Consider the following 24,165-nt stretch of genomic DNA (forward strand, 5'->3'; position numbering starts at 1 on the left):
GCATTTTGATTTTCAGCGACTTAAAAGCATGAGTTTATAAGAGAAAGAAGCTTTTTTATTAGAAACTTTAAGAAATTGTAAAATAACCGTTAAAAAAGAAATATTACCGAAAGATTATTTATTCTAGCCTTTAGTAAATTCTATCTCTTAAAAAAAATAATTAGTAAGTAAATTCATTTTTGATATAACACAGTCAATTATGAAAAAAATTACCATTCTATCAATTATTATTGGGTTGTTTATTACAATAACAACAGAAGCTCAAGTAGGTGTAGGAACACCAGCTCCCGATAATTCAGCACAACTAGATATAGTTTCAAGTAATAGAGGGGTGTTGATTCCAAGAGTAGCCCTAAAAAGTTCTGTCGATACGATTACTATAACTAGCGGGAATGTCGTAAGCTTATTGGTTTACAATACTACAACTATTGCAGATATAACTCCAGGATTTTACTATTGGGATGGTACTTCTTGGCAACGCTTTATAAACGCAAGTGATGCAGTTCTCAGTGAAACACTGACAAACATTTCATTTGATTCTATCACAGGTGTTTTGACATACAAAGATGAAAACGGTCTTAATACTAGTATAGACTTGACCTCTTTGATTTCTAATTTTCAAACATTAACTAGCATTTCAAAAGATGATGCAGCAGGTGCCATAACCTATACAGATGAAGAAGGAAATGATACGGTTATAGATATTACCTCTATCATAGCTGCACATGAAACGTTGACGAGTATCTCGATAGACAATACGTTAGGAACGATTACCTATGTAGATGAAGAAGGTAACTCCAATACATTAGATGTAGCTGCCTTAGTAAAGGTGCAAGAAACCCTAACCACTTTAGAGTACAATGCTACCACTGAAGAATTAACCTATACCGATGAAGATGGCACACCCACCGTCATAGATCTTGGTACGATTATCAATACTTCTGAAACGCTCACCACCTTAGTTGACAATGGCGATGGTACCATGACGTATACTGATGAAAACGGAGTACCCACCACCATCAATACAACCGCTGTAACGAACAATGTGTTGGTAGACGACAATACTATAGATATTGATGGCGATGGTATTAACGATACCAATGTTACAATACAAGATGTGATTAACAACATCAACAACATTATAACAGGCAATGAAACCCTAACCACTTTAGAGTACAATGCTACCACCGAAGAATTAACCTATACCGATGAAGATGGCACGCCCACTGTCATAGACCTTGGTACGATTATCAATACTTCTGAAACGCTCACCACCTTAGTTGACAATGGAGATGGTACCATGACGTATACTGATGAAAACGGAGTACCCACCATCATCAATACAACCGCTGTAACGAACAATGTGTTGGTAGACGACAATACTATAGATATCGATGGCGATGGTATTAACGATACCAATGTTACAATACAAGATGTGATTAACAACATCAACAACATTATAGCAGCGAACGAAACCCTAACCACTTTAGAGTACAATGCTACCACTGAAGAATTAACCTATACCGATGAAGATGGCACACCCACCGTCATAGATCTTGGTACGATTATCAATACTTCTGAAACGCTCACAACCTTAGTTGACAATGGAGATGGTACCATGACTTATACTGATGAAAACGGAGTATCCACCACCATCAATACAACCGCTGTAACGAACAATGTGTTGGTAGACGACAATACTATAGATATCGATGGAGACGGTGTCGCAGATACCAACGTTACCGTACAAGATGTGATTAACAACATCAACAATATTGTAGCAGCCAACGAAACCCTAACAACTATCTCAATAGATAATACGGCAGGAACAATCTCTTATATTGATGAAGTTGGCGGCAACACTATACTAGATGTGGGCACATTAGTACGCCTCCAAGAAACCTTAACTACGATTGCTCAAGATGCAGCCGCAGGTACCATTACCTATAAAGATGAAGACGGAATCGATACGGTCTTAGACATCAACACCTTAATCGACAATGCCGAGACGTTAACTACCTTGGCGATGAATGCCGACGGTGTCAACCTAGACTATACCGATGAGAACGGCGCTCTTACACAAGTAAACTTAGGAGCAGTGATTGATGCACAAGAAACCTTAACTACGATTGCTCAAGATGCAGCTGCAGGTACCATTACCTATAAAGATGAAGACGGAATCGATACGGTCTTAGACATCAACACCTTAATCGACAATGCCGAGACGTTAACCACCTTGGCGATGAATGCCGACGGTGTCAACCTAGACTATACCGATGAGAACGGCGCTCTTACACAAGTAAACTTAGGAGCAGTGATTGATGCACAAGAAACCTTAACTACGATCGCTCAAGATGCAGCCGCAGGCACCATTACCTATAAAGATGAAGACGGAATCGATACAGTCTTAGACATCAACACTTTAATCGACAATGCCGAGACGTTAACTACCTTGGCGATGAATGCCGACGGTGTCAACCTAGACTATACCGATGAGAACGGCGCTCTTACACAAGTAAACTTAGGAGCAGTGATTGATGCACAAGAAACCTTAACTACGATTGCTCAAGATGCAGCCGCAGGTACCATTACCTATAAAGATGAAGACGGAATCGATACGGTCTTAGACATCAACACCTTAATCGACAATGCCGAGACGTTAACTACCTTGGCGATGAATGCCGACGGTGTCAACCTAGACTATACCGATGAGAACGGCGCTCTTACACAAGTAAACTTAGGGGCAGTGATTGATGCACAAGAAACCTTAACTACGATCGCTCAAGATGCAGCCGCAGGTACCATCACCTATAAAGATGAAGACGGAATCGATACGGTCCTAGACATCAACACTTTAATCGACAATGCCGAGACGTTAACTACCTTGGCGATGAATGCCGACGGTGTCAACCTAGACTATACCGATGAGAACGGCGCTCTTACACAAGTAAACTTAGGAGCAGTGATTGATGCACAAGAAACCTTAACTACGATTGCTCAAGATGCAGCCGCAGGTACCATTACCTATAAAGATGAAGACGGAATCGATACGGTCTTAGACATCAACACCTTAATCGACAATGCCGAGACTGTCACTAACCTTATTGATAATTCCGACGGTACGATAACCTACACCAACGAAAGCGGCACTACCCAAACAGTAGCCAAAGCTGATTTGACGGATAATGGCGATGGTACCTATACCTTTACCAACAACGACGGTACCGATGTAACGATTAATACCAATGGAGTAGCGATAACCAATTTGATTGACGGAAAGTTGATTGCTACAGTAACCCAAGCCGATGGCACTTTTGAAGAGATAGATGAAACGATTACGACCGCTACACAAGGTGCTGGTAATACCGATGTAGAAGTTACTGCGGGTACAGCACGCACAGTAGGTACGTATACTAGTGAAAACGGCACAGTGACCAACATCAATGAGACGGTTACCAATCTAGTTGATAATGCAAACGGTACGATAACCTATACCAACGAGTCAGGAGCGTTACAAACAGTAGCCAAAGCTGATTTAACGGATAATGGCGATGGTACCTATACCTTTACCAACAACGACGGTACCGATGTAACGATTAATACCAATGGAGTAGCGATAACCAATTTGATTGACGGAAAGTTGATTGCTACAGTAACCCAAGCCGATGGCACTTTTGAAGAGATAGATGAAACGATTACGACCGCTACACAAGGTGCTGGTAATACCGATGCAGAAGTTACTGCGGGTACAGCACGCACAGTAGGTACCTATACCAGTGAAGACAATACAGTGACCAACATCAATGAGACGGTTACCAATCTAGTAGACAATGCAAACGGTACGATAACCTACACCAACGAAAGCGGCACTACCCAAACAGTAGCCAAAGCCGATTTAACGGATAATGGCGATGGTACCTATACCTTTACCAACAACGACGGCACCGATGTAACGATTAATACCAATGGAGTAGCGATAACCAATGTGATTGACGGAAAGTTGATAGCTAGGGTAACCGAAGCTGATGGTACTACGGTAGATATTGATGAAACGATCACGACCGCTACACAAGGTGCTGGTAATACCGATGCAGAAGTTACTGCAGGTACAGCACGCACAGTGGGTACCTATACCAGTGAAGACAATACAGTAACCAACATCAATGAGACGGTTACCAATCTAGTAGACAATGCAAACGGTACGATAACCTACACCAACGAAAGCGGCACTACCCAAACAGTAGCCAAAGCCGATTTAACGGATAATGGCGATGGTACCTATACCTTTACCAACAACGACGGTACCGATGTAACGATTAATACCAATGGAGTAGCGATAACCAATGTGATTGACGGAAAGTTGATTGCTACAGTAACCGAAGCTGATGGTACTACGGTAGATATTGATGAAACGATTACGACCGCTACACAAGGTGCTGGTAATACCGATGCAGAAGTTACTGCCGGTACAGCACGCACAGTGGGTACCTATACCAGTGAAGACAATACAGTGACCAACATCAATGAGACGGTTACCAATCTAGTAGACAATGCAAACGGTACGATAACCTACACCAACGAAAGTGGCACTACCCAAACAGTAGCCAAAGCCGATTTAACGGATAATGGCGATGGTACCTATACCTTTACCAACAACGACGGTACCGATGTAACGATTAATACCAATGGAGTAGCGATAACCAATGTGATTGACGGAAAGTTGATTGCTACAGTAACCGAAGCTGATGGTACTACGGTAGATATTGATGAAACGATTACGACCGCTACACAAGGTGCTGGTAATACGGATGCAGAAGTTACTGCAGGTACAGCACGCACAGTGGGTACCTATACCAGTGAAGACAATACAGTGACCAACATCAATGAGACGGTTACCAATCTAGTTGATAATGCAAACGGTACGATAACCTATACCAACGAATCAGGAGCGTTACAAACAGTAGCCAAAGCCGATTTGACGGATAATGGCGATGGTACCTATACCTTTACCAACAACGACGGTACCGATGTAACGATTAATACCAATGGAGTAGCGATTACCAATTTGATTGACGGAAAGTTGATTGCTACAGTAACCGAAGCTGATGGTACTACGGTAGATATTGATGAAACGATTACGACCGCTACACAAGGTGCTGGTAATACCGATGCAGAAGTTACTGCAGGTACAGCACGCACAGTAGGTACCTATATTAGTGAAGACAATACAGTAACCAACATCAATGAGACGGTTACCAATCTAGTAGACAATGCAAACGGTACGATAACCTATACCAACGAAAGCGGGACTACCCAAACAGTAGCCAAAGCTGATTTGACGGATAATGGCGATGGTACCTATACCTTTACCAACAACGACGGTACCGATGTAACGATTAATACCAATGGAGTAGCGATAACCAATTTGATTGACGGAAAGTTGATTGCTACAGTAACCGAAGCTGATGGTACTACGGTAGATATTGATGAAACGATTACGACCGCTACACAAGGTGCTGGTAATACCGATGCAGAAGTTACTGCGGGTACAGCACGAACAGTAGGTACGTATACTAGTGAAAACGGCACAGTGACCAACATCAATGAGACGGTTACCAATCTAGTAGACAATGCAAACGGTACGATAACCTACACCAACGAAAGCGGCACTACCCAAACAGTAGCCAAAGCCGATTTAACGGATAATGGCGATGGTACCTATACCTTTACCAACAACGACGGTACCGATGTAACGATTAATACCAATGGAGTAGCGATAACCAATGTGATTGACGGAAAGTTGATTGCTACAGTAACCGAAGCTGATGGTACTACGGTAGATATTGATGAAACGATTACGACCGCTACACAAGGTGCTGGTAATACCGATGCAGAAGTTACTGCGGGTACAGCACGAACAGTAGGTACGTATACTAGTGAAAACGGCACAGTGACCAACATCAATGAGACGGTTACCAATCTAGTTGATAATGCAAACGGTACGATAACCTATACCAACGAATCAGGAGCGTTACAAACAGTAGCCAAAGCCGATTTAACGGATAATGGCGATGGTACCTATACCTTTACCAACAACGACGGCACCGATGTAACGATTAATACCAATGGAGTAGCGATAACCAATGTGATTGACGGAAAGTTGATTGCTACAGTAACCGAAGCCGATGGTACTACGGTAGATATTGATGAAACGATTACGACCGCTACACAAGGTGCTGGTAATACCGATGCAGAAGTTACTGCAGGTACAGCACGCACAGTGGGTACCTATACCAGTGAAGACAATACAGTGACCAACATCAATGAGACGGTTACCAATCTAGTTGATAATGCAAACGGTACGATAACCTATACCAACGAATCAGGAGCGTTACAAACAGTAGCCAAAGCTGATTTAACGGATAATGGCGATGGTACCTATACCTTTACCAACAACGACGGTACCGATGTAACGATTAATACCAATGGAGTAGCGATAACCAATGTGATTGACGGAAAGTTGATTGCTACAGTAACCGAAGCTGATGGTACTACGGTAGATATTGATGAAACGATTACGACCGCTACACAAGGTGCTGGTAATACCGATGCAGAAGTTACTGCGGGTACAGCACGAACAGTAGGTACCTATACCAGTGAAGACAATACAGTGACCAACATCAATGAGACGGTTACCAATCTAGTAGACAATGCAAACGGTACGATAACCTACACCAACGAAAGCGGCACTACCCAAACAGTAGCCAAAGCCGATTTAACGGATAATGGCGATGGTACCTATACCTTTACCAACAACGACGGCACCGATGTAACGATTAATACCAATGGAGTAGCGATAACCAATGTGATTGACGGAAAGTTGATAGCTAGGGTAACCGAAGCTGATGGTACTACGGTAGATATTGATGAAACGATCACGACCGCTACACAAGGTGCTGGTAATACCGATGCAGAAGTTACTGCAGGTACAGCACGCACAGTGGGTACCTATACCAGTGAAGACAATACAGTAACCAACATCAATGAGACGGTTACCAATCTAGTAGACAATGCAAACGGTACGATAACCTACACCAACGAAAGCGGCACTACCCAAACAGTAGCCAAAGCCGATTTAACGGATAATGGCGATGGTACCTATACCTTTACCAACAACGACGGTACCGATGTAACGATTAATACCAATGGAGTAGCGATAACCAATGTGATTGACGGAAAGTTGATTGCTACAGTAACCGAAGCTGATGGTACTACGGTAGATATTGATGAAACGATTACGACCGCTACACAAGGTGCTGGTAATACCGATGCAGAAGTTACTGCCGGTACAGCACGCACAGTGGGTACCTATACCAGTGAAGACAATACAGTGACCAACATCAATGAGACGGTTACCAATCTAGTAGACAATGCAAACGGTACGATAACCTACACCAACGAAAGTGGCACTACCCAAACAGTAGCCAAAGCCGATTTAACGGATAATGGCGATGGTACCTATACCTTTACCAACAACGACGGTACCGATGTAACGATTAATACCAATGGAGTAGCGATAACCAATGTGATTGACGGAAAGTTGATTGCTACAGTAACCGAAGCTGATGGTACTACGGTAGATATTGATGAAACGATTACGACCGCTACACAAGGTGCTGGTAATACCGATGCAGAAGTTACTGCAGGTACAGCACGCACAGTGGGTACCTATACCAGTGAAGACAATACAGTGACCAACATCAATGAGACGGTTACCAATCTAGTTGATAATGCAAACGGTACGATAACCTATACCAACGAATCAGGAGCGTTACAAACAGTAGCCAAAGCCGATTTGACGGATAATGGCGATGGTACCTATACCTTTACCAACAACGACGGTACCGATGTAACGATTAATACCAATGGAGTAGCGATTACCAATTTGATTGACGGAAAGTTGATTGCTACAGTAACCGAAGCTGATGGTACTACGGTAGATATTGATGAAACGATTACGACCGCTACACAAGGTGCTGGTAATACCGATGCAGAAGTTACTGCAGGTACAGCACGCACAGTAGGTACCTATATTAGTGAAGACAATACAGTAACCAACATCAATGAGACGGTTACCAATCTAGTAGACAATGCAAACGGTACGATAACCTATACCAACGAAAGCGGGACTACCCAAACAGTAGCCAAAGCTGATTTGACGGATAATGGCGATGGTACCTATACCTTTACCAACAACGACGGTACCGATGTAACGATTAATACCAATGGAGTAGCGATAACCAATTTGATTGACGGAAAGTTGATTGCTACAGTAACCGAAGCTGATGGTACTACGGTAGATATTGATGAAACGATTACGACCGCTACACAAGGTGCTGGTAATACCGATGCAGAAGTTACTGCGGGTACAGCACGAACAGTAGGTACGTATACTAGTGAAAACGGCACAGTGACCAACATCAATGAGACGGTTACCAATCTAGTAGACAATGCAAACGGTACGATAACCTACACCAACGAAAGCGGCACTACCCAAACAGTAGCCAAAGCCGATTTAACGGATAATGGCGATGGTACCTATACCTTTACCAACAACGACGGTACCGATGTAACGATTAATACCAATGGAGTAGCGATAACCAATGTGATTGACGGAAAGTTGATTGCTACAGTAACCGAAGCTGATGGTACTACGGTAGATATTGATGAAACGATTACGACCGCTACACAAGGTGCTGGTAATACCGATGCAGAAGTTACTGCGGGTACAGCACGAACAGTAGGTACGTATACTAGTGAAAACGGCACAGTGACCAACATCAATGAGACGGTTACCAATCTAGTTGATAATGCAAACGGTACGATAACCTATACCAACGAATCAGGAGCGTTACAAACAGTAGCCAAAGCCGATTTAACGGATAATGGCGATGGTACCTATACCTTTACCAACAACGACGGCACCGATGTAACGATTAATACCAATGGAGTAGCGATAACCAATGTGATTGACGGAAAGTTGATTGCTACAGTAACCGAAGCTGATGGTACTACGGTAGATATTGATGAAACGATTACGACCGCTACACAAGGTGCTGGTAATACCGATGCAGAAGTTACTGCAGGTACAGCACGCACAGTGGGTACCTATACCAGTGAAGACAATACAGTGACCAACATCAATGAGACGGTTACCAATCTAGTTGATAATGCAAACGGTACGATAACCTATACCAACGAATCAGGAGCGTTACAAACAGTAGCCAAAGCTGATTTAACGGATAATGGCGATGGTACCTATACCTTTACCAACAACGACGGTACCGATGTAACGATTAATACCAATGGAGTAGCGATAACCAATGTGATTGACGGAAAGTTGATTGCTACAGTAACCGAAGCTGATGGTACTACGGTAGATATTGATGAAACGATTACGACCGCTACACAAGGTGCTGGTAATACGGATGCAGAAGTTACTGCAGGTACAGCACGCACAGTGGGTACCTATACCAGTGAAGACAATACAGTGACCAACATCAATGAGACGGTTACCAATCTAGTTGATAATGCAAACGGTACGATAACCTATACCAACGAATCAGGAGCGTTACAAACAGTAGCCAAAGCTGATTTGACGGATAATGGCGATGGTACCTATACCTTTACCAACAACGACGGTACCGATGTAACGATTAATACCAATGGAGTAGCGATAACCAATGTGATTGACGGAAAGTTGATTGCTAGGGTAACCGAAGCTGATGGTACTACGGTAGATATTGATGAAACGATTACGACCACTACACAAGGTGCTGGTAATACCGATGCAGAAGTTACTGCAGGTACAGCACGCACAGTGGGTACCTATACCAGTGAAGACAATACAGTGACCAACATCAATGAGACGGTTACCAATCTAGTTGATAATGCAAACGGTACGATAACCTACACCAACGAATCAGGAGCGTTACAAACAGTAGCCAAAGCTGATTTGACGGATAATGGCGATGGTACCTATACCTTTACCAACAACGACGGTACCGATGTAACGATTAATACCAATGGAGTAGCGATAACCAATGTGATTGACGGAAAGTTGATTGCTACAGTAACCGAAGCTGATGGTACTACGGTAGATATTGATGAAACGATTACGACCGCTACACAAGGTGCTGGTAATACGGATGCAGAAGTTACTGCAGGTACAGCACGCACAGTGGGTACCTATACCAGTGAAGACAATACAGTGACCAACATCAATGAGACGGTTACCAATCTAGTAGACAATGCAAACGGTACGATAACCTACACCAACGAAAGCGGCACTACCCAAACAGTAGCCAAAGCCGATTTAACGGATAATGGCGATGGTACCTATACCTTTACCAACAACGACGGCACCGATGTAACGATTAATACCAATGGAGTAGCGATAACCAATTTGATTGACGGAAAGTTGATTGCTACAGTAACCGAAGCTGATGGCACAACGGTAGATATTGATGAAACGATTACGACCGCTACACAAGGTGCTGGTAATACCGATGCAGAAGTTACTGCGGGTACAGCACGAACTATAGGTTTTTACACGAATGAAGAAGGTACACCTGTAAACCTTAACGAAACCGTAACTACGGCAACACAAGGTGCTGGTAATACCGATACAGAAGTTACCGCTGGTACAGCGAGAACTATAGGTGTTTACACGAACGAAGAAGGTACAGCAGTAAACCTTAATGAAACCATAACTACGGCGGTACAAGCAGTTGGCAATACCGATGCAGAAGTTACTGCTGGTACAGCTAGAACAATTGCAACCTATACGAATGAAGACGGTACAGCGGTACCTGTAAATGAAACCATCACAACGTTTGGGTTAACGACCAACGACAATGGTACAGCAGCAGACACAACCGATGATTTTCAAGAACTCAGCTATACAGACGAAACAGGTGCTGTAACTGCTGTGAGTTTATTAGTACCTGAAAAACTCGTGTTTAGCGCAGAATATGCAGGAGCAGCATTACAGGCAGATGGAACAGATAATAATTTAACGATGAATGCATCTAATTCTGGCGCCCCATCGTTTATGAACTACTACGAAGCTCGTAATTTTTTAACCGATGGTGGAAACAACGATTTTAACGTAGTACTGCGCATCACACTACCAGAAGATTTTCAAGCTTGGTCTACAACCACCGATGCTATCGTGATTGATTTCGAGGGCACCGCAGATGCTTCTTTCGAAGCCGATGTGTTCCAAGAAGGCAATGCTACTGCTTTACAAGACAATGCGGCTATATCTGGAACAGGTTTAACAGGCTTTGCTGAAAGTACAGTTGCTACTGCTGCTAGCTTAACAAACGTAATAGCAGGTAACACCTTTGTTATAGTGATCAAACTTCAAGTAACAGATGTAGCTACTCAAAACACGAGTATCATCCGTATAGGAGATGTGACCTTAAACTACATTAAGAATAAGTTTTAATAAGAGATAATAGGATACCATGTTACATCAAATTTTCAAAAATACATGTACTGTTGTTTTTAAAGCTGCTCTAAATGCTGAGCATATTAAAACATCGGTTTTAAAAATACTACCTAGCTTAATCTTGGCTGTATTCTTATTAGCAAGTACAAATACCTTACATGCCCGAGACACAGATGGAGATCTAGTTCCTGATAGCGTAGATATAGACGACGATAACGATGGGATATTGGATGAGGCTGAATATAATTTTAAATCTATTGATATTATACCAGCAGATAACCCCTTGAGCAGCGGCTTGAGTTACAATGCTAAAAATGGCTCAGCAATCAACCACAATACCGCCTACTTTATAGATCAGGATGTACAGGGAAAAGCTATAATTCAAAATAGCATAAAACCATGGGAAACGCAAAGCTTCCACCTCTTCACCCACGGTCGCCCAGGAGAACTCCTCATCAACGGCCAATGGCTTAAAAAAGAAGAAATCGCCAAATTTGTACACCGTCAACTATCAACCCGTGCGCTGAGCGGAGTCGAAGCGTACAACTATCAACCAACAACTGTAAACATCTACGGTTGTGAATTCGCTAAAGGCGAAAAAGGAGCAGCAGCAGTTGCCTATCTCGAAAAAGAACTTGGACTAAGCATTGCGGCCTCCACAAACATCACAGGTAAAGATGGAGATTGGGTGCTGGAAACCAATGACTCCAATACCAACCTACTTCAAATCGCTTATCCATATAACCTTCAACTGGATAATGTGCATTACCTAAATCCAGTTTATGGGCCTCTAACCTATAAGCAATATCTTTATCTGTCTACGCCTTCTTTAACTAATATATCCGTTGCGGTAACCGATGGCGCTGGAAATCCCATAACAGGTAGTCCTTTTACCATCTCAAATAGCAGTCCTACTTACATCGATTTTGGAGATGGCAACACGTCTTTGCCAGTTTCTGTAAGTAGTGCAGCACTTGGTAGCCCCATGACTGGGGTAGGGCTCATAGCGACCTCTGCGGATTTGTTTTATGCCGAATATAGATTTCTCAATCAAAGCGGAATACATCATGGGGGATCACTCTCTTCAAAGGGTAACTATGCTTTAGGTACAAATTTTAGGTGGGCCAGTGCGTCTAATTATGTCCTAAATAATAATACAAATAATATGCTCTCCATTTTTGCTACAGAAAATGCGGATATTACTATAACCGGAATTGATCCTGCAACAGAGATTACAGGGGTTACGCACTCGGGTACGATAACAGTTTCATTAAATGCAGGGCAGAGTGTTATTTATAATATCCAAACCGCTAACAATACTGCCGCCAACCGCGAGGGCATGATAGGTGCAAATATATCATCTACTGGAAAAATTGCAGTGGCAGTTGGGGGCTTTAACATTACATCGGTTAATGAAATCAATACGAACACATCATCTGATATAGGAATAGACCAAATAGTCCCTGTTGATTATCTCGGGTCACGCCATGCTTTTGTAATTAGGGATGTGAATTATGATAATGTTTTTCTTATTGCTACAACAGACAATACTGAGGTTTACCTCAATGGCTCAGCTACGCCATTGGTTACCTTAAACGATGGCGATTATGTAAAAATAGATGGTAATAACAATGTTAATAATGCTATGTACGTGGAAACTACCAACCCTATATATGCACTGCACGCCATATCGTCAGGTAACATTATGAGGCAAGGGTTGGTTTTCGTGCCTAGGTTAAACGGATTTGCTTCCAATTATATTGATAATATTCCCTTTTCCGCAACAATAGGAACTTTAAATCTTAGCGCTTCAACCTCTCAATTTCGTGTTTTGGCCTATGCTGGTGCTACTGTGCAATACACCGAAAATTCTGGAACTCCAGTTAGTTTGGTTTCTCCCATTTCTATTCCTGGAACATCTGATTGGGTTTACTACAATGTTAGTCCTATTACACTTGGAAGTCATTACGCATTTAGCAGTAATAGCCCCATACAGGTTTCCAGCCTTGGTGCAACTCAATATCTTGGTTTTAGTAGTTATTATGCAGGGTTTAGCAATATTCCCATAATAGAAAAAATAAGTGATATCTGTGGGGCAACCTTACGTGTTAGCGATGGTCCTTGGTCCATCTATTCCTGGTATTTAAATGGGGTACTTATTAGTGGTGCAACCGCACAAGACTATGTGCCTACAACCGCGGGAGATTATTACGCTGTAGCAAGCGATGGCCTTGTCTCAGAACAAACTAACACCATAACCGTATTGGCATCCGACGTAAAACCCGACACCGATGGCGATGGCGTTGTAGATCAATGCGATTTAGACGATGACAACGACGGGGTTTTGGATGTGGATGAATATGGCGATGTAATTATACTTACTCCGGCAAATTTAGGTTTGGGTCTTGGTGTAGTAAACGCTACTGTGACAAATAGAGATATAAGTAATTTATTCGGATTACCGGCAGGCACCATTCTGGTATCGGGAACTGGAATTCATACAGGAGATGCTGCAGCAGCAGATAATTATTGGAGCGGGTCACTTCGACCAGTAACAAACATCCAAATAACTACATTACCGGGTTATGGCGTATACACTACATTAATTATGGATGGTACTATAGGTGCTGGAAACGTTGAACAACTCTTCAGTAATGATGGTGTGTCTTACACACGTTTTGAAGGGGCAGCTTCTTTACCGGCAGGGGTGGAATACTTTGATTATGGACTCAGGAACGATACAGGTACCACTTATACTTTTCCTAATGTTGGTTTTAGGTCTAATGCACCTGTTTCCAATTTTTCCTTTTCTAACGAAGGAGCTACACCGACGTCGATTTCAAACTTTAAAATTTATTTAAGTGCTGCCTTAGATACCGATGGTGATGGATTACCAAACCACCTGGACCTAGACTCGGACAACGATGGCTGTCCAGATGCCATAGAGGCTGGAGATAATGTAACCAACAGCCAATTGGTAACGGCTGGCGGTACCTTGCAAGGGGGTAATGTAGCTGCAACGAGCGGGACACACAATCAGCCCGTATTGTATAACTTGGTAAACAACACGACAGGGGTAGATGCAGACGGCGTTCCTACGATTGTGAATACAGGGGGAACAGCAGACAATGGCAGTGGGCAAGGACAAGCAGTAGGTTCTTCCACAAATACAGGTATTGTACCATGTTGTGATGCCACCCTATTTAACTACACAGATACGGATGGTGATAATGTTGCAGACACTTGCGACCTCGACGACGATAACGATGGAATATTAGATACAGTTGAAACAAATTGTAATTTAGTCACCTTATCATTAGCCGATTTAGGATTAACTACACATACCCCGAACCAAAGTGGTACAGATATAGATATTAGTACTGCCTTAGGCTTGCCTGCAGGCACTGCTTTTATAAGTTATGATGGGGTTAGCACAACCAATCTTACTTATGTTGAAATAGGAGACAGACCCAATTTCAGCATCACTTCAAGCTACCCACTTCAATTGGATTTTAGTCATGGTGAAATTGTACCTGCAGGACAAAGAGATAATTTCCATGCGGAAAGCACATTCGGTTCTTTTACTTATACAGGAAACCTTATAGCTGGTTTTACACAAGACTATGACAGTGCAACCAACACGTATTATGTACAGAATAACAATGTTACCAACGAAAACACAGGCTTAATAACATGGCGTTCAGACAATGTTTTGTTTAATTTTGATTTTGCAGTTTCTACAACGGGTGGTGGGCAGGCTAATTATTTTATTGGAATCTGTGTACCTAAAGATTCCGATGGAGATGGTAATCCCGACTACTTAGACCTAGACTCCGACAACGACGGTATTCCTGATAACATTGAGGCACAGACCACACAAAATTATATAGTCCCTTCTGGAACTTACAATGCACAGGGTCTGGACAATGCCTATGTGGCGACTAATGGTCTTACACCAGTAAATACAGATGGATTAGGAGACCAACCCGACTTTTTAGATACCGACAGTGACGAGGATGGAGTCTTGGATATCAATGAAGGTTTGGCTCCAGCACCTACGGGTACAGAAGGGGCAAATGGTTTATTTGATACTGCCGAAACGGGTGGAACAGACCAATTATATACTGATGTTAATGGCTTAGCACACGATGGTACTGTATTCACCTTAATAGACAGCGACAACGATACCAATGCCAATGGTGGCAATGCAATACCAAATAGTGTAGATTTCGACTACCGCGATGCCAGTGACGACGCCTGCGATCCCAGTATCTCATTTAATATCGATACCGATGGCGATGGCGTAACCGATGCATGCGATATAGACGATGATAATGATGGGATACTGGATGTGAATGAGAGTTATATAATCCATTTAACCCCATTTTCAACCGGCGGTGGTAATCCTGTAAACTTTTCTTTACCAGGTTTTTCTGATGGTCCCATAGTGCTCGATGTGTTTAGAGTAGATAACTCGTTTAATTTTACAATTAATGGCACACAATTATTTAATCATCCCAATTTTAATACATTTGGCGGCCCCAATGAACTTCAATTTTCTGGAGCATTCGGTACTACCCGAAATGTTAGATTTTTAGACGGTCTAAGCTATGGACTAGGTGGAATTCCTAACATATGGGGTTTCCCTATTGGGTCATCTGGTAATCCTAACTTCCGTCTTGTTGTTCAAGCAAACGGCACAGTGCAAATGTTCGGTAAGCGTTGTAGCACCTGTGATTTAGAGCCGATGGAATTGTATAATGGAGCCAGCGTAAACCCCGTAACCTTAAATGCGAGTTCGACAAATAATTTTGTGATCAATCAAGCAGTAAGTGGACCCACTATTATCACAGGAGAGATTTATGTTAGTTCTAATATTGTTGACACTGATGGCGATGGTATCAACAACGACCTCGATCTGGATTCCGACAACGACGGTATTCCTGATAACATTGAGGCACAGACCACACAAAATTATATAGTCCCTTCTGGAACTTACAATGCACAGGGTCTAGACAATGCCTATGTGGCGACTAATGGTCTTACACCAGTAAATACAGATGGGTTAGAAGACAAACCCGACTTTTTAGATACCGATAGTGACAAAGATGGCACTTTAGACATTAACGAAGGCTTGGCTACAGTCCCTTCAGGAACAGAAGGTACCAATGGTTTATTTGATATTGCCGAAACGGGTGGAACAGACCAATTGTATACTGATGTTAATGGCTTAGCACACGATGGCACTGTATTCACCTTAATAGACAGCGACAACGATACCAATGCCAATGGTAGCAATGCAATACCAAATAGTGTAGACTTCGACTACCGCGATGCCAGTAACGACGCCTGCGATCCCAGTATCTCATTTAATATCGATACCGATGGCGATGGCGTAACCGATGTATGCGATATAGACGATGATAATGATGGGATATTGGATATAGATGAAGTACTTGGCGAGCCTATACAAGCGAACTGGACTTTTGAAAACACTACCGACGATGCTCTTGGTAGTAATAACGCAGTTGCCACATTTGGTAATGCTCCAGCTTATAGTACGGATGCCATTGAGGGTAGCAATGCCCTTAATCTAAATGGTACTACAACTATTCGCTACAGTGTTGACGGAGGATTTATGGAAATCACGGCTACAAATATATTCTTCTCGGCCTGGATCAAGCCGGGCGACCTTACAGGGCAACGTGTCATTTATGAAGAGGGTGCATTGGGTCAGGGCTTTATGTTGTGGCTTGATGACGATACGCCTGTGGTAAGTGCCCGAACTGGTGATACCAGTGTACCAGCAGCCGATAGATTGGTAGAGGTTACCTCTACTGCTCGACTGGTTACCAACAACTGGTACCATGTAGCTGCTGTTTTTGACAATGGTACGGTTGCTGTATATGTGAACGGTAAAAGGGATGCCGTTACGGCGGCATATACCGTAATACCAGCCCATTCAGACAACGGAGGGATAGGAGGTCCTATTAATGGAACACCAAAGGGAAACGGTTTATCAAACTATATCGGTCTGATTGATGATGCCAAGTACGCGAGTTATAACAATGGTACATCATGGGAGGATTACGATGCGGACAATGTGCTCAATAGTTTAGACCTCGACTCCGACAACGACGGTATTCCTGATAACATTGAGGCACAGACCACACAAAATTATATAGTCCCTTCTGGAACTTACAATGCACAGGGTCTAGACAATGCCTATGTGGCGACTAATGGTCTTACACCAGTAAATACAGATGGATTAGGAGACCAACCCGACTTTTTAGATACCGACAGTGACGAGGATGGAGTCTTGGATATCAATGAAGGTTTGGCTCCAGCACCTACGGGTACAGAAGGTGCCAATGGTTTATTTGATACTGCCGAAACGGGTGGAACAGACCAATTGTATACTGATGTTAATGGCTTAGCACACGATGGTACTGTATTCACCTTAATAGACAGCGACAACGATACCAATGCCAATGGTGGCAATGCAATACCAAATAGTGTAGATTTCGACTACCGCGATGCCAGTGACGACGCCTGCGATGCCAGTATCTCATTTAATACCGATACCGATGGCGATAATGTAACGGACATCTGTGATATAGACGATGATAATGATGGTATTTTGGATGACATAGAAAACAACTGTAGCCTCACTGCTAAACTGACATTGGCAGACCTGGGCTTAGCCCCCAATACGGTCAATCAAAGCGGAACGGCAGACATCAGTGCGGCTCTTGGGCTAGCCCCCGGAAGTGTTACCATCAGCTATACCGGTGTAAAAACCACAGATGTATCAACTTATTTAGAACGATTAGGAGACACGTCTAGTTACACCGTGAGCTCCACGTACGCGCTACAATTGCGTGCTGAGCATGGCTCAGTTGTACCAGGATCCTCGAGGGATAATTTCCATGCGGGCACCACCTTTGGTACTTTTAGCTATGTTGGCAATCTTGTTGCAGGCTTTGTTAGTGGCTACGATGCCACAACCAATACCTACTATGTAGAGAACACTGGCGCCACTAAAAATACGGGTTTCATAGCTTGGGATTCTGATACGTTCCTAAATGACTTTAACTTTGGGTTTTCTACCACAGCTAATCCCTCTAACTTTTACCTTTACTCGATAGCCTTTTGTGTCCCTGCCGATACTGATGCAGATGGCATCCCAGACTACCTCGACCTCGACGCCGACAACGATGGTATTCCTGATAATATTGAGGCACAAACCACACAAAATTATATAATCCCTTCTGGAACTTACAATGCACAGGGTCTGGACAATGCCTATGTGGCGACTAATGGTCTTACACCAGTAAATACAGATGGTGTGAACAATCCAGATTATCTTGAACTCGACTCAGACGCCGATGGTTGTTTAGATGCCTTCGAAGCGGGTCATAACCAAGCAGTACTGCCAAATGGTACCATTACCGATGGTAGCGATGTAGGCACCAATGGTATGTCTAGTCTTGTAGAAACAAACGATACCTACTCAACGACTAGTAACTATACCCTTATTGAAAGTATACCCAACTTCTTTGATTTTCAAAATTTCCAGATCGTTGGAGCTGCATGTCAAAAAGATTACATGCGACACGGTAAGTACTTCTATAATGGTAAGTTAAAACCTATGATTTTTGGTAAATAACACTAAAACGATTGAAGATGATAAACTATAAAAATACAACCATAAACTTATTATGCCTAGCATGTCTTATAGCGGGCACGGTATATGGTCAAACGGTAAATACGGGTAATATCGTGGTAAAGTCAGCTACTCAGTTTAGTGTTGTAGACGATTTTACGAACAATTCAGGGGCTGAATTTATAAACGATGGAGAGTCTTTTTTTTACAGTGATTTTACCAACAATGGTGTGGTAGATTATATTGCAGGGGGGCTTACTCGTATGGAAGGAATGAATCAACAACTCATAACAAGCCCCGTACCTAGCTACTTTTTTAATTTGTTATTTAACAACAGCTCAGGTTTGGAAAAAGCAATAGACCTATCGGGTACGATAGAAGTAACCCAAGAAGTTGATTTTACCGAAGGGATTGTTAACACGATTGATAACGACGGTTTGTTCATCATACAAAACGGAGGGTTTGTAAGCAATACCAGCGATCTTAGTTTTGTAGATGGCTTTATTACCAAAGAAGGAAATAGCAATTTTACTTTTCCCATTGGAGACGCAATGTTTTATAGGTATGCAGGTATAAGTTCCCCAGCTTTTACTTCGGCTCTTTATAAAAGCCGATATGTTTATAAAGACCCAGAAAATCCATATCCTGCCGAATTTAGGATAGGGAACATTATTCTTATGAATGAAGATGAATACTGGTTGTTAGATAACAATCAAGAAAATGAAACCTTAGATGTGACACTTTCATGGGATGAGAGTAAAACGACCCCTATTGAGATAGTTGCGAACCCCGAAGGTATTCGTATGGCGCGTTGGGATTTTGATGCAAATGCGTGGCGAGATGTAGGTGGTACGGTAGACGTTGCTAACCGCACCGTAACCTCACGACAAACAATTAATGGTTTAGCGGTATTTACCATTGCAGGAGCCGATTTAGATATTGTGCTTCCAGATAACGTGGTTGTTTGGAATGCAGTTTCTACCATTGGCGATGGTAAAAACGATTACTTTTTTATAGAAGGTATAGAAAAACTACCCAATAATAGGCTAGAGATTTACAATCGTTGGGGTACGCTAGTCTTTAAAACATCAGACTACGATACCGAGGGCAATGTCTTTAGAGGTTATGCGCAAGGAAGAAGTGATACCTTACTTCCTTCAGGAACCTATTTTTATGTATTAACCTATGATAGCACAAGTTCTGGAAGGGTCAAAAAAGCAGGTTTTCTATACCTATCAACCGATTAGACAAACACTAATACCAACACACATGAATAAAATTACGAAATACATGCACATAGTTGTTTGCCCGATACTACTGTTTCTATTTTTAGGAACGAACCATGTCGAAGCGCAACAAGATAGTCAATACACACAATACATGTATGCCACAAATATTATCAACCCCGCGTATGTTGGTTCGAGAGACATGTGGAGCATTACCAGCCAGTATCGAGCACAATGGACGGGACTAGAAGGTGCTCCGAAAACTATTAATTTAACGGTAAATGGTCCACTAAGCTCTCGATATGATAATATGGGAATTGGGCTAGATATCATACATGAAACTATTGGTCCGTCAGTAGAATCAAACTTGGTAGCAGACTATTCCTATAAAGTAAAACTAAACCAATACATTTCGTTAGCTTTTGGAGTTAAGGCAGGCTTAAAACTAATTAATATAGATTATACAAAATTAGATATTTATGATACTACCGACCCCTCATTCCAATATAATATAAATAATAGATTAGGCGCTGTAATAGGGGCGGGCCTATATCTTTATGATGATTTATGGTATGCGGGGGTATCGGTACCTGACTTTTTAACGACCGATTATTATGACGATACTACCGTTTCGACGGCAAGAGAAAGAATGACGTATTACGCAATGGGAGGGTATGTGTTTTATATAAACGACGACCTCAAATTTAAACCTGCTTTCTTAGCAAAAATGACTAGCGGAGCGCCTATAGTAGCCGATATATCTGCCAACTTTTTATTCAATGAAAAGTTTACATTAGGGGCATCGTATAGGTTTGGATTGGCGGTGAGTGCCATCACAGGATTCCAAGTAAACGACAACTTCCTTATAGGATATTCGTATGACTTAGATACGACAAATCTTGGTAATTACAACGGAGGATCTCATGGTATATTTTTACGTTATGATTTTGAATCGAAAAGATCTGTTCGATTGTTAACTCCTCGCTTTTTCTAAAGAAAATAATTTACTATGAATAATCAAACAACAATAATTTATGTGTTTTTTTTATGTATAGGATTGTCTAGTAGTGCTTTAGGTCAGTCAGATGCTATAGAGAAGGCAAATACTGAGTATGACAACCTAAATTACATAAATGCAATTGAAATTTACGAAAGCGTTGTTGAAAGTGGTGTAGAAGACCCGAAACTCATTCATCGACTTGCTAGTGCAAATTATTTTAATGGAAAGTACGACGATGCTGCAAAATGGTATAAAAAATATTATAGCATTCCTACTGTAAAACGTACTATTTTAGATGATTATAGGTATGGACAAGTATTAAAAACGCAAAAACAGTATAAAGAGGCAGACAGCTTATTGGCAACATATTACCAATATAAGGGCATGCGCTACAAGAGTTTAGAAGGCGTTAATGAGTATACAGAAATTATTGATAATAGTGGTATTTTCAGGTTTCAACAGTTCGAGTGGAATACTGTTTTATCTGAGTATCCAGCTTTTATAAAGGAAAATGATTTGTATGTTTCTGGATATGACTTAGATAGTAAGAAAAAGCGACGTATTCGTGATACAACCACAGACCTATACAAGTTAGAAGAATCAGGAAAGTTTGTGCCCATCTCAGATTTTGTTAACTCAGTGTATAACGAAGGCTCTTTTACCATTACCAACGACGGAAAAACAATGTATTTTACACGTAATTCCTATTTGAATGGTCGCTTAAAAAAAAGATCAGACGACGTTGTTACCATTGGAGTTTACGTAGCTCAGTTTAGAGATGGTGAATGGAAAAATGTAAAAGAATTCCCTTTTAATAATGAAAACTACTCTGTCGGACATCCAACGCTGAGTAAAGATAATAAGACACTTTATTATATATCGGACGAACCAGGAGGAAAAGGAGGTACCGATTTGTATAAAGTAACTGTTTTTAAAGACGGTACTTTTGGAGAACCTGAAAACATGGTTGAATTAAATACCTTAGGAGATGAAATGTTTCCTTTTATAGACCATATAGACGGCAGCCTTTACTTTTCTTCTGACGGCCCCCAAAGTATGGGAGGGTTAGATGTATTTATTTCAAAATTAACAGCAGATAAAGTGTATAAAAGAGCTTATAATTTAGGAAATCAAATAAACAGTACCTACGATGATTTTGCATTTCTTATTGGAAAAAACAGAATAGGTTATTTTGCTTCCAATAAGGTAAATGATGTAGGCATGGACGATGTTTATAGCTTTGAAATGCTGAAAGATTTTCAGGTGCCTAACTTTTTTAAATTGAATGGAATTGTAACAGATTACGATACAGACCTTCCTTTACATCAAGTACAAATAACTCTTTTTGATAAAGAGAACAACATCGTGAGTAAAACAGTAACTAATGCATTCGGTGGATATGAATTTGATGAAATAAAAGCATCTGAAATGGGATATATAACAGCTGATAAGGAAGCCTATCAACACACAGAAAAGAATATTACTCCAAAACATATTGAAGCAAAAATTCTTGATGTAACGATGCTGTCGCTAGCGAAAGAAATTCCAAAGTTTATAACCATAAGCGGAAAAGTAAAAGATGTCAAATTAAAAGCTCCTATTTCAAGGGCTACTGTTAAACTATTAGATATTAACAATAACGTACTACAAGAAACAACATCAAATGATGCAGGAAGTTATGTGTTTAGTAATGTAACCACAAATGCAGTGGTATTTATGCGCGCAGAGAAAAGCTCTTATCAAACAGAAGAAGAAGAGATTAATCTTAAAGAAGTACACAACGGAGAGTTTATAAAAGATATTTATTTAGCAAAAAATAATGTTTTATTAGAAATGGGTAACGATATTTCTACCATCTTAAATCCTATTTATTTCGATTATGGACAAAGTAACATACGTCCAGATGCAGCGGTAGAACTTGAGAAAATAGTACAAGTACTAAGAAAGTACCCAACCTTAGTCATTAAAATAGAGTCGCATACCGATAGTAGAGGAACGAGTGATTTTAACAGAAACCTATCGGATAAAAGAGCAAAGGCTACGAGAGATTATATCATTTATAAAGGAATAAGTGACAATCGTATAACAAGTGCTACAGGCTATGGAGAAGACAAACTGTTAAACCATTGTGGCAATGCCAATCAGAATAAATGTACCGAAGAAGAACACCAAGTAAACAGAAGATCTAATTTTTATATAGTTGACGTTAAAAAAGAGGAGTCAACAACTAAATATCAAGAAACAAACAATTTGAATACAAGCGAAACAGTAAAATTTTCGGATGAAGAAACCAAAACAGTAGCTACAGGTTTAGTGTATAGAATTCAAGTAGGGGTTTTAAATAGCCCAAATAGAAAAGATTTATTTCCAAACTTAAAAAACTTAGAAGTACTTTATATTGAAAGCTATTACAAATATTTTTGTTGTGCTTCTACTACGCTAAAACAAGCAAAAGCAGAAAGAAGAAAAGTAAATAAATTAGGATATAAAGATGCGTTTATAGTACCGTTTTTCGACGGAAAAAAGATTACGTTAAAAGAAGCAATATTACTAAGTAAATAAACCTATGAGAAAGATTAAGATTCCTTAACGCATAACCTTAAAACAAATATCAGAAGCTAAATCTGAGTATCAAATAGCTTAAAAATTCAGTATTCTAGAAGAATATCTTTATCTAAACTCTTAAAATTTTGCAAGTTTAAGTGTCAATTAATAGATATTTAAGTAAATAAACTGTAATAAAGCTAGATTTTGTATG

General features: G+C 41.1%; 5 protein-coding genes. All 5 read left to right on the plus strand.

Annotated elements, in window-relative coordinates:
- Window positions 1–199: 199 nt before the first annotated feature.
- Genes P8625_RS15655 through P8625_RS15675 form a run of 5 tightly spaced genes read left to right on the plus strand, consistent with a single transcriptional unit; the run spans window position 200 to window position 23,969 of the window.
- Window positions 200–11,512 (plus strand): hypothetical protein, encoded by an 11,313-nt coding sequence (locus P8625_RS15655; RefSeq protein WP_279651354.1) that lies wholly within the window; start codon window positions 200–202, stop codon window positions 11,510–11,512.
- Between the two features lie 19 nt (window positions 11,513–11,531).
- The gene (locus P8625_RS15660; protein ID WP_279651355.1) at window positions 11,532–19,184 is read left to right on the plus strand and encodes a DUF4347 domain-containing protein; all 7,653 of its coding nucleotides are present in this window, start codon (window positions 11,532–11,534) and stop codon (window positions 19,182–19,184) included.
- A gap of 17 nt (window positions 19,185–19,201) precedes the next feature.
- Window positions 19,202–20,428 (plus strand): gliding motility-associated C-terminal domain-containing protein, encoded by a 1,227-nt coding sequence (locus tag P8625_RS15665; RefSeq protein ID WP_279651356.1) that lies wholly within the window; start codon window positions 19,202–19,204, stop codon window positions 20,426–20,428.
- A gap of 22 nt (window positions 20,429–20,450) precedes the next feature.
- Window positions 20,451–21,401, plus strand: coding sequence for a PorP/SprF family type IX secretion system membrane protein (locus tag P8625_RS15670; RefSeq protein ID WP_279651357.1), 951 nt, complete (start codon window positions 20,451–20,453; stop codon window positions 21,399–21,401).
- 15 nt (window positions 21,402–21,416) lie between these two features.
- On the plus strand, window positions 21,417–23,969 hold the full coding sequence (locus tag P8625_RS15675) for a carboxypeptidase regulatory-like domain-containing protein (RefSeq protein ID WP_279651358.1): 2,553 nt from the start codon (window positions 21,417–21,419) through the stop codon (window positions 23,967–23,969).
- Window positions 23,970–24,165 lie beyond the last annotated feature (196 nt).

It is taken from the genome of Tenacibaculum tangerinum (assembly GCF_029853675.1).
Classification (GTDB): Bacteria; Bacteroidota; Bacteroidia; order Flavobacteriales; family Flavobacteriaceae; genus Polaribacter; species Polaribacter tangerinum_A.